Below are 14,769 nucleotides of genomic sequence, written 5' to 3' on the forward strand. Positions count from 1 at the left end.
CTACTCCTTTCCCTTATCCACGTTTGTCGGGATATGAATCACTATTTTGGTTCCTTGATTTTCTCCGGATTCAATCTCTATTCTTCCTTCTAACAGTTCAACCCGTTCTCTCATCCCAATCAGACCGAAGTGGGTATGATCCTTGCTTTTCTTCGCAAGAAGCTCCGGTTTGAACCCAAGCCCATTGTCCTGAACGACAATTTTGACGAGCTGAGCCTGGTATGTAATTTCCACTACAACATATGTGGGATAAGCATGCTTTGCAGCATTCGACAGACCTTCCTGCACGAGGCGGTAGATTGCAGCCTCCATGGCTGAAGATAAACGATGTTCCTTACCTCTTGTTTCAAAAAGCGACCGGATTTTCGTTTTTACCTCAAAATCCTGCACATACTTCCGAAGCGTTGGAATCAGTCCCAGATCATCCAGTGCCATAGGACGCAGATTGAAAATAACTTTTCTCATTTCTTCAAGACTGGAACGAACCTGGCCTTTCAAATCTACTATTTCGGCCTGGACCATCTTAAAATCCTGCTTAATGAGCATTCTTTCTACAATTTCCGTCCTAAGCACTAGATTGGCGAGCATCTGGGCAGGCCCGTCATGAATTTCACGAGCAATACGTTTCCGCTCTTCTTCCTGGGCCAAAATTATTTTCAAACCAATCATTTGTCGATTTTTGGCATTTTCAATGATCCGGGTCACTTGACCTAGTTCACCTGACAGGTATTCGAGTACAACACCCATCTGCGAACCGATGGTCTCGGCACGCTCCACAGAAGCTTCCACATTTTTGGCACGCTTCTGTAGGTCATCCCGACGGGCCTTCAGATACATTTCCTTCTCACGATAAATCATCAGATCCAGCTGCAGCTGTGTTGCTTTCTCATATGCCTGCTTGATATCATGCTCGGAATAACGGACAAAGTCGCGGCTAACCTCAGTCAGCCGGATCCGGGAACGGCGGTAGTTCAGCTCCAACTGATCTACTTTCTCGATCGTTTCCGCCGTCTCCTTCAACACCGACTTCAACTCCTCGTTGAGTGTTTTTAGCTCATCGCGAGTCGAGTCCATGATTTCGAACATTTGATATTTGCTGTTTTCCATGACTTGTATGGCGTTTTTAATGACGCGGTCTATGGCATCGGCTTGTAAATCCACGTTTGTTCGACTCCATTTCTATCGTTTCCGGTATATATCATACCATATCACGATGAGATGGTAACGGTCTTCGTTTTCTGTTCCCATTTTACAGTGAGACCAAGTTGCTCGGAAACGAGTCTGAGCGGGACTAAAGTCCTACCACCCATTACGTATGGTGCAACAGTTGCGCTCTGTCTTTTACCATTCAGAATGAATTCTTTCTGCCCTACAACCAGATCAATCAGCTTGCCACCACGTAATACCGTGATTCGCTGATTTTTGCTATCCCAGCTTGCCTGACCACCAAAAGCGTCCAAAACATGTTTGATTGGCACATACGTTGTACCATTTTTCAGGACCGGTGCTGCATCAATCACTTTTTTCGTTCCGTTCACCGTCATCGATTTCTGTCCAAGCACAAGCGAAGCTATTCCCGTAGGCAATCCGACTTCACTGGACTTGGAAGGCATCGTGAATGCGATGTTGTCAAAAGCAACCGTACCTGATTTCGCACGCTCATCCTGACCTTCCTCTACGTTCACCACATAGACCCGCTTCAGCTTCGCCGGATAGGAGATGTTCAGTCCGTTCAGGTCCACACTCAGCTTCTTCCACCCGTTCCAGTCAATTGCCTTGGCGAGATCGGCATATACCGTTTTGCCATTGGCATCCGTAAATTCGGCACGTAACCAGTTCAGGCTTTTATCTCCCATAACATCCATTGACATCGATGTAGCTGCAGCAGATACCTCTCTACCGGTAGAGCCATTCAGTTGTGCATAAGCGTACATTTTGCCTGTTCCAGCAGTCATATCATAACCGAGTTGCAGTACATTGGAGCCGGCTTTTTCACCAGTTCCTGCTGTGACTGTTGCCGTACCAGTTACACCCGCTGCGTTCGTCGTGAAGTTAATCGGATAATTCACGTTTTCGAAGTTCTCCCAGATCGTTTCACTTGCAGAAGCCGAGAGTACTACGACTGTGCTGTAACCATCATAACGACCAATCGCATATCCTACTTGTGCACCAGAATTAACGGAAGATACGGTTAATTGGTCAGCAGTAACTTTACCTTTGAACCCGATAAATTCCCATGTCAGCGAGTCTGCCGGAACCGTAACACTTTGTCCGCTCTTCGTTGTTGCCGTTACAGGAATGGACATCGTTGTGCCTGCTTGGAGCGAACCGAGACCCGATCCTGCTGTCAGGGAAGCCAATTCACTTCCACCCATTACCGATACTTTAATAGAAGATGAAGCTCCATTGCTCGTTGCCGTCAGCGTTGCTGTGCCTGGCTTCACGCCTTTGATCGTGCCGTTGCTGACACTCACGATGCCGTTGTTGCTGGACTTCCAGGACATGCTGATATCGCCTGTTGCGATCGGGTTGTAGTAGGTGTCATATCCTTTGGCTGTGTACTTGCCCTCTTGCCCCACCAGCAACGTTTGGCTGCCACTCACGGCAAAGCCCTTCAGTTTACCTACAGGAGCCGTAGAGAACACACCTAGCGTGTTTACAACCTGACGTTGCTCGGTGCCATACTCTGTGTTGAACGTCAGACCAGCGGTTTGCTCACCCAACGGACGGGTTACCATGGTTGTGGAGCCGCCTCCGTCCAGGTTCATGCCTTTCCAGACACCCACACTTGTCATAAAGGATTGCAGTTCCGTCAGCGACATCCCGCTGCTGTTACTGTTTTTCTCCGCTGCAATGATATAGACATACCGACCATCCTGAGAGTATCCTACTGCCGTTCTTGCACGAATGCCACCGATGCCGGAAGATGCGATATCACGGGAAAAGGAAGCTGCCTTTCCACCGTTCACCAAAATGGTATGACCGCCAATCATCATCTCCAGGTTACTCGGATCAACCGATTGCCCGGTTGTTTTGGCTTTTAGCTTGTAATCCGCATCCAAGGTTTGCCCAACGGATAGATGGCTCATGATCCATGTCGCCGCTGTTCCATGCGCACGCAAAATGTACCCATCCTTCGGCACCGTCATGTTTAGCGCTTTTTTATCCGAGATTTGGGTAACTACTCCGTTCTGCACGAGTACCTCTGTCGGCGTTGTGGAAGGGTCATTTGGACGTTTGGTGGATGTCCATGCAGGTGTATAAATATACATCGAGTTGGCATGACTATATTTCACCGCGCCCGACTCTACCGTATAATCCTCTTTATTTATCCCACGCAAAGCAAAAGTTGAACCATCCTGCGCCTTCACTGTTCCGTCAAAAGAATACTCATCGATCATCGGTTTGCCATCCTTGGTCACCGTGAGGGCATACATGCCTGACAGTTCGGAAGGTGTGGAGACCAGAACGCCATCGGAGACCTGTCCACCAATTGGCGAGAGTTCCCCGGATACATTGAAGTAATCGCCATTTACAGCAGCTACTGCACCATTTTCCTTGGCCATGGCACCTGTGCTCTGTTTACTGTTCAGATTACCGCCCTTGCCTGTCATTACATCCAGCTTCACATACGGGTTCTGCAGATCCACCTGGACTACATCCGCCAGTACGTTGACCTTGGAACCGGAACGTGTTGTTGTATATCTGTATTTCATGAGCTTCGCACCCGAAGTCAGAATTTCTTCACTCAACTTGCTTGTATTTGTAGATGCTGCATCGGCCACCGATTGCCACGAAGTGCCTGACCACATCTGCCCACCTGCGCTCATCACCGGTGCAATCCAGATCACACCCGCCAGCGTCACAATCGCCCATTTCTTCACCTTACTGCCCTTAACGTCTTCCAGCTGTTTCTCATGTTTCCCCAGCATGTCTGAAACGTCTCTCCCATCTTGTATATCAATCTTAGACATCACGAACACTGCCAAGTAGGCAGCCGATAGCGAGATCTCTAGTATACTCTTCTATTAATAGACTGCTTTTTGTGGAAAAAGTTACGCCCCCAGCTAACTTTGAGGGGATTCTTGGCAAAAAGAAACCCATGTATGCAATTAGCTACTCATACATGGGAATTTATCTGTATACTGATATTCGTTATATTTTCAATTTAACTCTGGGAAATGAATTTCGGGTAACATTCGGTTGGGGTCCTCTTCGTTCTCACTAATGTCATGATCATAACTATAATTCCAGTGCCCATTGGCGTAATCGAGGTAGATCAGCGCCTCATATATAGAATGGTTCTGCTCTATGTTCTCTGAGATGTAGCTCCATTCCAAGGTTGCATGAACAACAGCTTGGTTCTCCCCAAGAAACACGACTCGTTCATTAGACATATGATACGTAGTGTCTCCATACTCAAAGGAAGCTCTTGTAATGTGCTCCCATGTTCTCCATTCATCAACTGCATTTGCGTTCATTCGTTCAATATCAAATGGCGAAGTATATTTATACGTTAAATCAAAGTCTTTCTGATTAAACGCTCTATAATATTGCCTGAGGTCAGATAGGACATTTTGTTGCTTCTCATTAAAATTCTCTTTTATCGTATGTACAGATTTATCGATATCTTCTGGAAGCGTAGTATTACTGGAAAGATATCGATCCTGAAGTATTTTCCACCGATTGTTCTCCTTTATAATTCGAAACACGACCTCATGTTGGTCATTTATTACCTGATTATTATGGATATATGTAACATACAATAATGCCTGGTTCGCAGATTCGTATGTAATGCTTGTTATATCTATACTGTAAATTCGATCAGGGATTTCGCTCACTTGGGGTGCAGTCTTACTATCCGTCAGATAGGATCTCTGCATATGATCTGAAGCAAGTAATTTCACAGTGAAAGCTCTATCATATGTTGTTATCAAATCAAGTATCTCTTTCTCTTGACCATACCCATACTCTACCATCCAAGCCGTGTTCGACTTTTGATCATACTTAACCGAGTGCTTGGTTAACCAGGCGGCATAACGGATAGGCAAATAGAATTTCCCATCAATTTGAATACCCGGCCTTTGTAATTCGTAATAATCTCCCAATCCACTAATGTAACCATCATCCGGTAGGAAGATAAATTTTGATTTCCCGATCTTGACTGAAATCTCTCGATCTACCACTGAGTAATCCGCTTGGTACCCCATTAGTTGAATAAACTCTCGAAATGGAACATACACCGTTCCTGATTTTGTCATCAGTTTGATGTCTGTAGGCTTTTCATTAACGTACAGTTGTATGGATTCTTTATTATTTTGAGCATAAGCCAGTGAAGGTATAGATATTAATCCCAGAATGAGGACAAATACTAGCATTTTTTTAAGCAAATTTACACCCTCTATCCATGAAATTTATGACTTTATAATATAAAAAAGCGAAACCAACCAGTTGAACTTATTCCCCTGATCGATTTCGCTTCACTAAGATAAAAGAGCTAATTACTATTATAGATATCCTAACTTGTCCAAAACCCGTTTCAACATCACTGCTGCCTGAGCGCGAGTCGCGTTCCCTTGGGGTTCGAATGTTCTCGCTGTCATGCCTTGAATAATTCCCTCCTGCACCGCTTTGGCAACAGAATCCTTGGACTGGATTTTGTTGCTGTCCTTGAACTTGGAAAGAGTGGTGGCAGCCGAAGATTGAAGAGAAACTGTTTTCCCACCGTAGTTCATCGCACGTACCATCATAAGTGCCATCTGCTCACGCGTAATGGGGCGATCCGGCTTAAAGGTACCATCGGTATTTCCTGTAATGATTCCCGCTTCAGCTGCAGCACCGATATAGGCACTTGTCACACTACCACTGCGAACGTCTTGGAAACGACTTGCTGCGGTAGGTTCTCCATTTAGTCCAAGACCTCTAGCAACCAATTCAGCAAATTCCGCACGTGTAATGTTCTCATTTGGTCGGTAGAAGGAACCAGCCGGTGTGCTAATAATCCATTTGGCTGAGAGTTCCTTAATGACCTCACTAGCCCAGTGTGACGCCGTATCCGGATAACTAACGATGTTGTTAACAGGGACTACCGACTGATTGCCATTCAGCTGTCCTCGGACAACCACACCACCTGTCGTATTTTTAAAGGAACTAGGTACATTGGATAACCTAAACGTAACTGGATCGATATACGTAAATCCGGATGTTACACTTGGGGTATTGGCAGCCAATTGCATGGCCAGTTGGCTTTTGATATTCTGATCCACACGTTGATCGCTTGTTCCGTTACCGGCATACAAATATACGTCCGTATAGTTGCCAAGCTTCTGTGCTCCTGCACCTGCAATCAAGCCTTCCATCGTCCCCGATGAAGACACTGGTACCGTCTCTAACTGAACGTATAAGGATGGAACTGCTGCTCCTGTCGTTGTACTTGTGTTTGACGTTCCTACACTCCGACTCATAGCCGCCATATCTAAATTAGACAGTGGCATCGTCCAGAGAAGATCGCCATATTTCACACCAATAGTACCTGTTCGATAACTTGCAGCAATCTGAGTCAGTGCATTGAATGGGAATCCAACATACGCAGCCGATTCACTGTCCGGAATCTCGAATACCACCGGCTGAGTCAATTTCCCGTTTGCTCCAGCGTATTCAAAGGACTGAATCAACTTGGTTGCATCCACGTTGAATTGACGAGTCGGGCGATTATAGTGGGACATCGCAGATACAGCAGAAGCCGTAGTGTTATTCATCACAAGTAAAGACTGACCATAGCTCGTTGCATCCAATTCCGACAACCAGGAAGGACGGTTTCCCGACTGATTATTGTTCGAACTATTATTCGTCTGTTGTAACGTAAGTGGACCAAATGCTGTTATCGTGACATTCGACGCATCCCGTAACGGCACTGCCCCAGGTACATAACTCACCGTTCCCGTCTGAGTAGCTGTCGATGTTACTGCTGAAGTATCCACTTTCAACGTCACCACAGAGCCAGAAGCTGAAGCAGACAATACAGTTGTGGTTGAATTACCAATCACTACACTGAACTGAGATGCTGTTAGTGCAGCCTGGGACTGGATTGAATCACGGAAATTAATCTGAACCGTGTCTCCCTGAAGCGTAGCCGACAGGATTTTGCCATTTCCATATGTGTACGTTACTGGAGTCAGATTGAGATATCCTGCTGGGTTATTGTTCAGATCCGTTAATCGCAATGCTCCAGGTACATATGATAACGATATATTTTGTGTATCCTTCACCGCTGAAGCCAGCGTTAACGTAACCAGATCATTTTCGATCTCAGAATCATTAACGAAGACTGGCTTACCATCGACCAGAACAGAATATTGGCTGTTGAGCGGTTTATTCGTCGTGTTCAGTGGTTCATTGTAACGCATCCATAACTTGTTACCACTCACCTCAGCACTCTTAAACTCAGGTGGTTTGGTATCAATTGAATTGCGGACATAGAAGCCGCTGAATCCAGCAAGAGCCTGTCCACGTGTATCTTTTACAGGCCATGAACCTGGCGTGTATGCGACCCGCACGACTTCACCATCCGTAATGGATCGACTAAGATTCAACGTCACCACAGAGCTGCCATTGATCGATATGCTATTGATGCCTACAGCATATTGATCCGCAGTTACACTGAATTGTCTTGCTGCATCACTTGAAGTGATATATACCGTCTCAGGGTAGTACAACGTAATAGTACTGTAATACACGTTACCTTCTCGTGGCTTGGACATGACAGAATCTAAACCGTTCTCCACATCTCTTGCGCCAAAAGCAGCCGCAGCATTGGAAGATTGATCTGTAAGACGATTACCTGTAGTACCGGGTGTATATGAAATCCGCACAACTTGTCCTACCGCTACACCCGTATCCAAGACAACATATACACTGTCACCTGAGATATAAGTGGAGCTAACATTCCTCTTTTCACCATTTACAGTTACAGCATAAGTACTACTCAGCGAATTAGTGCTGTACAGCCACTCATCATAAGTCAGGCGAATGGTGTTATTGCTATGCATCTTAGCATTTTTCAACACAGGTGCAGTTGTATCTGCACTTAATGTTTTAAAGGCCCATGATGTAGACCCATTAAGACCTGTAAATGTATTTCCTGCTTTATCACGAAACGTATTGGCTGGAATATCTACCACGTAATTTGTGTTGCTATCCAATGCGTTCGTAGGTGTAATAAGCAATTGTCTATTGTTTGCACTATTAATGACTGTCTTAGATGCAACGGTTGCTCCATTTGATTTTTTGAGCGTTACATTCTGAATGTAATTCGGATCAAGTTCTTTGTTGAACGTAACTGTTAAATTTCCCGTTAATGGTGCATTGGTAGTACCGTTTGCGGGAGATACAGTAGATACCATAAGGGACGTCGGATCGGATATGACATTGAATCCCCAAACATTCCCACTAATTGCACTGATATCATTCTCATTTCTATCCCTCAAAAAACCTTCTGGCATTACGATGTAATATGTAGTGTTGTTGTTCCAGTTATTCGTGGGAACGATCGTAATCGTATTTGTTCCAAAACCTGTAATTCGAGGTGTTCCTGCGTTTACTGGAATCTGCTCAAATACAGTACCACCAACTCTTCCCTGATAAATAATGAGATTCCCTCTACCTGCGGTTACCGGCTTATCGAAAGTCATCACTACCTTAGTTGAAGGAGATACCATTGCTGCGTTATCAGGAATTCTACTCACAAGGGAAGTTGAGCCTAGTCCCAGAGTGCTGAAGGTCCACTCTTTGTTAGTCAGTCCCGGAAATGGAGTATTGTCCGCGTAAACAAATGATTTATTATCTATCTCTACGTAGTATGTTGCTCCCGGTAGAACCTTGTCCTTGCCTAGTGTAATAGTCACTCGTAGGCCACTATCTAGCGCAGGCGTACTGTCTCCCGCATCCGGTGTCGTTGGGTCTGTAATCGGTGGTGTGGGATCAATTACAACTTGGTCACTGGATACCAGCACCGAACCCATCGTTGTATTATCATCCAAACGCTTAATCAAGATTGAACTTTGTGTACCCGGTGCCTTCTGAACAGATTTATCAAAATCAATAACGAATGGTACTGAACTATCCACATTCGTTCCTTTCACGGCAGGAACAGTGTTCGTTATTCCATTTGCACTTAATTCATTGGCCGCATATGCTCCCTGCTCGACTCCACTCCAACCCGTAAGCCAACCTTGAGCCGTCAGCATAACAATTAAGATTCCGAGCATGCCTTTTCTTGCAATTCTCTTCAATTCCACTGATCTTCCCCCTTATCTGCATTTCTTCTCCTGTCTGATGTACAGACCTCATTATGTATTTCGGTTAGAGAAGGGATTTCATTTAGTTATTTGGGGATTTATTCCATAATTTTTCCTTTGTCCATGACAAGGCAGTTAAATCGATGGAAGCACAAAAAAGCCCTTAATTCCTTAACGGAATCAAGGGCTTCATTACTATTACACCTAAATTACAGACCTGCTTGAGTTTTCAAAAGGTCTACTTTATCCACTTGTTCCCAAGGTACATCCAGATCTGTACGGCCGAAGTGACCATAAGCAGCCGTTTGTTTGTAGATTGGGCGACGCAGATCCAGCATACGAATAATGCCAGCCGGACGAAGATCAAAGTTGTTACGCACAAGCTCAACCAATTTCTCTTCGCTGACTTTGCCAGTTCCGTATGTATCCACGTTGATCGATACCGGGTTGGCTACACCAATCGCGTAAGCGAGCTGGATTTCAACTTTGTCTGCAAGACCTGCAGCTACAAGGTTTTTCGCTACGTAACGTGCCGCATATGCTGCGGAGCGGTCCACTTTTGTCGGATCTTTACCAGAGAACGCACCACCGCCATGACGTGCATAACCGCCGTAAGTATCTACGATGATTTTACGTCCAGTAAGGCCTGCATCTCCCTGAGGTCCGCCAATAACGAAGCGTCCTGTTGGGTTGATGAAATATTTAGTCTGCTCATCCAGCAATCCAGCTGGAACAACAGGCAAGATTACATGTTCTTTGATGTCTTTTTGGATCTGCTCCAGCGTAGTCTCCTCAGCGTGCTGAGTAGACACAACGATTGTATCCACACGTACCGGTTTGTCACCGTCGTATTCAATCGTTACTTGAGTTTTACCATCCGGACGAAGATATTCCAATGTACCGTTCTTACGCACTTCCGCCAGACGGCGTGCGATACGGTGGGACAGAGCGATTGGCAAAGGCATGAGTTCTGGTGTTTCGTTCGTTGCAAAACCGAACATCAGACCTTGGTCACCTGCACCAATGTTTTCTGTTTCACGAGCGACTTGTTCCGGGTCACGGTTCTCAAGCGCTGCGTTAACGCCTTGAGCAATATCAGCAGACTGCTCATTCAAAGAAGTCAGAACTGCACAAGTGTTATAATCAAAACCGAACTTGGCACGTGTATAGCCAATATCCTTAATTGTATTACGAACGATGGACGGAATGTCCACGTATTCAGAAGCTGAACTGATTTCACCGATGACAAGCACTAAGCCTGTGGCTACGGAAACTTCGCAAGCTACGCGAGCATTGGGATCGTTCGCCAGGAACGCATCCAATACGGCGTCTGAGATCTGATCGCAGATTTTATCCGGATGTCCTTCAGTTACAGACTCCGATGTAAATAGATGCCGGCCTTTAACAGACATGAAGTTTCAACCTCCCATAACTAGTAGTATGGCGATTGCCCGAACAAAACATGACAGCGATTCGTTCACTGTACCCTCGAAGCTTTCCAAAATGGAATAAGGACGCAGGGTCCGCAGTACCGAAGATAAGGATTTTTCAGGTAATTGCCTCAAACGAAAATCAACCTTTCCCTAGTGGAAAAGGTTGCATACCTCAAGTGCCATCTTAACGTATTTGTCAAGACGTGTCAAACGAAATGGGGTAAGGAAAATGCCCTATAAGTGCTGTTCTGCCTGGCGAATTAGCCTTTTGGTGATCTCTCCACCAACCGATCCATTCTCGCGGGAAGTCAGATGTCCCCACCCCTTGTATTGCCCATAAGAGTGATCACTCACTTCACCCAGTTCAGATCCAAATTCTGTATCCGCACCAGCTAAACCTCTGCCACCATAACCCACATTGAGACCAAACTCTGCAGCAATCTCATACTTCATCTGATCCAGCATTTGACGACTTTCGGGTACCACTTTGCGATTGCTTCTAGCCATGGTTCCTGCACCTCCATTAATTGATTGTCAACAGTTATAGAGTGAGCAGGAACAAGGTTAGCTAGCCGTATTAATGTTTGTTATAACTGGGTAATCTGAGCAAATGAAGAGTATGACTAATGAATAATTCCTTTAACAGCTACAAATCCTATTTCAGAGTATATCCACCACGAACCATTACGGTTAGGCTATATTTGTTTCCTTCCAATACCGTGATCCCCCGTCCATCCCTTGGAAAAGAGAGCAGGTGATTGGTCGGCGCTGCCTGTCCATTCGTCAGATCAATCCCGTCCGTCAGATCAGCTACGCCATTCGTACCTTCACTGACGATCACAGCTTTGCCGCTACGTACAATGAACTCTGCGCCAGACTTGCCGATCAGCTGTTGACCCGGCTTTACGGTTACGATCTCAACGGCTTCAGAAGCGCCCGAGACCAGTGGAGGAAGGGATGTGTCTCCACCTGTGCTACCGGAGTTTCCAGTTCCTGTAGAGCCGGTGTTGTTACCATTTCCAGCATTGCTGTCTGTTCCCGTATTGGTACTACCTCCTCCAGTCGGGATCTTACCGCCCAAAGCCTGTTGGATCTGCTGATCTACATAACTCTTGGTTACAACCGGATCATCTGCTGTTCCTGGCTGGCTTGTACCTGCACCGATGGCTGTATTGCTGTATACCGACCCAACCCAGACGCCAACACCAATGGCGAGCGCAGCGAGGGATACTTTCATATAAGGTTTCATGTGAATCATTTTCCTCCTCTGGTAATCTATTAACTTTAACTATAGAGAAAAAATAGACATGCGACAAGCAAAACCTCGCTTCCGTAGATGTGGAAGCGAGGTCTTAGCTTTAAAATATCTTAATTTGCGTACAAATTACCGATTATTATTGGGATTATTAGAACCCTCTTCCGGGAACTCCGGGATGATCGGTTCTTCTTTAGGCAGTTTGGATACATCGTAACTATAGCCTTGTTCTGCAAGACGAATTCGTTGACCTTCGAAAACATCATACAAGGCTACGCGATATGAGCCACCACGTATTTTATCAAATACCGTATCATCAATACTCCAGTTGAGCGTCTGATTAATACCTGTCTTCAGATCAGTTCCTGGTGTGAGCTCTTTATCAAACACTTTTCCTGACCCATCAGTTATAGACAGAATCAGCTTGTGTCCGTACTCTCCACTATCCACAGCTTCCTCCTGTGTTAAGGAGTAGATCATCTCGATCTGTACTGCCGTTCCACCTGTAAGGTAAGCTTTAATATTGCTGCCCGAGAATTTGAACGGATACAAGTCGATATCATTCAGAGAAGATAGAACAGATAATGATTTCGGCTGTACTTCAAATGACATGGCATTAACATAAGCCGTTGCATCACCTTCACCGGTTACAAATTTGTTGTCAGCAACCCCTTCACCTACAATCAGACGCATATCAGATAATGTTTTCACACTCTTCGGCACTTTGGCCCAGAACGTAACGATACTCTTCTGACCTGGTCCCGGTACACGGTTTGCCTGCTTAGCTGTTGCTTTGTAGTATTGACCATCTGCTGTTTTGTAGTATCCTACCAACTTCGCAAGGCCACTCTGACGTAGAGACTTATTCGTCATCTCGAATTCAGTGTATACAATATCGGACGAAGATCCCGGATACACATATGTTCTGCGTATGCCCAGCTCTGTTTCTTTATCTGCAGTTCCTTGAGTATAGGTTTTCCCTTCGCCTACATAAGAGAGGGGCTGAATTAAACCGGACGTACTAAGAGTAATCCAATCGTTCTTTTCTTCCTCACTTACTTTCTCCTGCAAAGTTAATTCCAGACGGCTCATATTGAGTTCAGATGGAATCTTCGTCAGGAGATAAGCTTCGGTGACCATACCAGAACCTAGTAACTTGCCGCCTTCTGCACGAATCAGCTTCGTATCTCCATCAATACGTGCAGAATCGATTGTGAACATCGCTTCCAGTTCTGGCAATTGAACTGTTTTGGCCGATGCATTACGGATGGTGACCTTGGCAGCAATAATATCACTGTCTGTCCATGGAAGCCGTTGTAAGGAGCCAACAGATACCCCGAATGTACCTTTACTATTCTTAATTACCGTTTCTGTTGTAAGTCCATCTCCACTTGTTACGGATTCAGGAATAGCATAGATGCCAACCGGATAGGAGAACTCAAAGCCACTCGTGCCTCCGCCAGATGTTTCCCCTTCTTTGCTCTCATCTTTGGTTGTAGGTGTCATCGCATATAATTTGATTTTACTGGTATCCCCATTCCCTTGGATCGTAGAGTTCAGTTTGATCGTTTTAGTCGCACCTGGCTTCAACTTCAGATCATCTAGCGCTTTCGTCTCGATCGGATAGGAAGTACCATCTTCTGTACGGATCTCTAATGCGTATTTGGGAACCTTAACTTCTTTTTTCCCTTGGTTCTTAAGGACCCACTGCATCGTTAGATCAAACTCTTCATCCTCACCACGGACACGAGCAGATTCCAATAGAGTCGATACAGGTTGTCCATCAATCGAGATGATATTCGGTTGATTCGCTGCTACGTTTACATTGGTTTGACTAGCTTCGGGCAACTGTAGTGCAGCAACTGGCAGAGCTGTCTTCTCTTCACCTTGTTCTTCCACTAGCAGTAATTCGGACTTTTCCAGTTTCAACGCTGTAGGCAAAGAAGCCATTAAATTTAACGTTTTGTTGGCCTGTGCCTGAATACTGACACCTGTACTATCCTTATCCGGGGTCAACGGATAATTCGAACCGCCCGGCGTACGTAGAATCCACTTGATGTTTGGATTATCCAATAGCTTATAACTGATATTATTCAGGTTCACGCCAACTTTGACGTATTGCTTCTTATTCTCACCTGGATACACTTTAATACCAGAGACTTTAACCTTGACGGCTGAATCACTCAGACGAACCGTCTTTGTTTTACCTACAGGTGTAGTGATGCTATATGATGCGGGAACATTGAATTTCCCCAGCGTGCTTTCATAATTGGGTTTGCTGAAATCCCATTTTACAATCAGGAAGTTCAGATCACTTAATTTCACTTCACGTCCAACCTTCATGACATAAGTGAGATCCACCGTAGAACCCGGTGATACCGTCTTCTTCTCTTGATCCTTGGCGATCAGCTTTGGAGAGAAGCTTGTTCCGCCTTTTGTTTTCACTTTGCTCCAATAATCGAGCATCATCATCGGTGTGCTGTCATTATTTTTATACGTCAGTGTATACGTCACCGTATTCCCATCGTCTTGAGACAAGATATTGACGTCGGTTAGCTTCACGGTACTCCGTGCAGTTACTTTGACCGCAGGCACCTTAGCCAGTGTATGTACGACTTTGTTCGTGGTTGTTGTCTGTTGCTTCTTTGTTGTTGCGCTGTTATTTGTAGCAGGTTTACCTGAGTTAGCTGGTGTACTTGCTGCAGCTACTAAACCTCCACTTGAACTGATGAATAACATACTAGTTATCAAAGTCGTTATGACCTTTTTATGATTCACTTCCAAA

At 45.2% G+C, this 14,769-nt stretch carries 8 protein-coding genes; all 8 read right to left on the minus strand.

The genetic code is table 11. From position 1 onward, the window contains the following. On the minus strand, window positions 1–1,161 hold the full coding sequence (locus C161_RS00570) for a sensor histidine kinase (RefSeq protein WP_036612500.1): 1,161 nt from the start codon (window positions 1,159–1,161) through the stop codon (window positions 1–3). Window positions 1,162–1,208: 47 nt separating this feature from the next. Continuing rightward, window positions 1,209–3,932: a stalk domain-containing protein gene (locus tag C161_RS00575; protein WP_051449517.1), complete on the minus strand. Its 2,724-nt coding sequence runs from the start codon at window positions 3,930–3,932 to the stop codon at window positions 1,209–1,211. Window positions 3,933–4,163: 231 nt separating this feature from the next. Beyond that, window positions 4,164–5,390 (minus strand): stalk domain-containing protein, encoded by a 1,227-nt coding sequence (locus C161_RS00580; protein WP_036667756.1) that lies wholly within the window; start codon window positions 5,388–5,390, stop codon window positions 4,164–4,166. A gap of 117 nt (window positions 5,391–5,507) precedes the next feature. Next, window positions 5,508–9,296: an S-layer homology domain-containing protein gene (locus C161_RS31280; RefSeq protein WP_051449518.1), complete on the minus strand. Its 3,789-nt coding sequence runs from the start codon at window positions 9,294–9,296 to the stop codon at window positions 5,508–5,510. 209 nt (window positions 9,297–9,505) lie between these two features. Continuing rightward, a complete protein-coding gene (gene metK, locus C161_RS00590; protein ID WP_036612510.1) occupies window positions 9,506–10,708 on the minus strand; it encodes a methionine adenosyltransferase in 1,203 nt (400 codons plus the stop codon). 255 nt (window positions 10,709–10,963) lie between these two features. Further along, entirely contained in the window at window positions 10,964–11,236 is a 273-nt protein-coding gene (locus C161_RS00595; protein WP_017691962.1) for an alpha/beta-type small acid-soluble spore protein, read from the minus strand. A gap of 148 nt (window positions 11,237–11,384) precedes the next feature. After that, complete coding sequence (locus C161_RS00600; RefSeq protein WP_036667757.1) at window positions 11,385–11,978, minus strand: hypothetical protein; 594 nt, start codon at window positions 11,976–11,978, stop codon at window positions 11,385–11,387. Window positions 11,979–12,113: 135 nt separating this feature from the next. Beyond that, window positions 12,114–14,762, minus strand: coding sequence for a hypothetical protein (locus C161_RS00605; protein WP_036667758.1), 2,649 nt, complete (start codon window positions 14,760–14,762; stop codon window positions 12,114–12,116). Window positions 14,763–14,769 lie beyond the last annotated feature (7 nt).

The organism is Paenibacillus sp. FSL R5-192, assembly GCF_000517845.1.
GTDB classification, from domain to species: Bacteria; Bacillota; Bacilli; order Paenibacillales; family Paenibacillaceae; genus Paenibacillus; species Paenibacillus amylolyticus.

Coding starts and splice junctions, on each gene's coding strand:
- C161_RS00575 (WP_051449517.1), bottom strand. CDS start 3,932: ATGCTGGGGAAACATGAGAAACAGCTGGAAGACGTTAAGGGCAGTAAG.
- metK (WP_036612510.1), bottom strand. CDS start 10,708: ATGTCTGTTAAAGGCCGGCATCTATTTACATCGGAGTCTGTAACTGAA.
- C161_RS00595 (WP_017691962.1), bottom strand. CDS start 11,236: ATGGCTAGAAGCAATCGCAAAGTGGTACCCGAAAGTCGTCAAATGCTG.
- C161_RS00600 (WP_036667757.1), bottom strand. CDS start 11,978: ATGAAACCTTATATGAAAGTATCCCTCGCTGCGCTCGCCATTGGTGTT.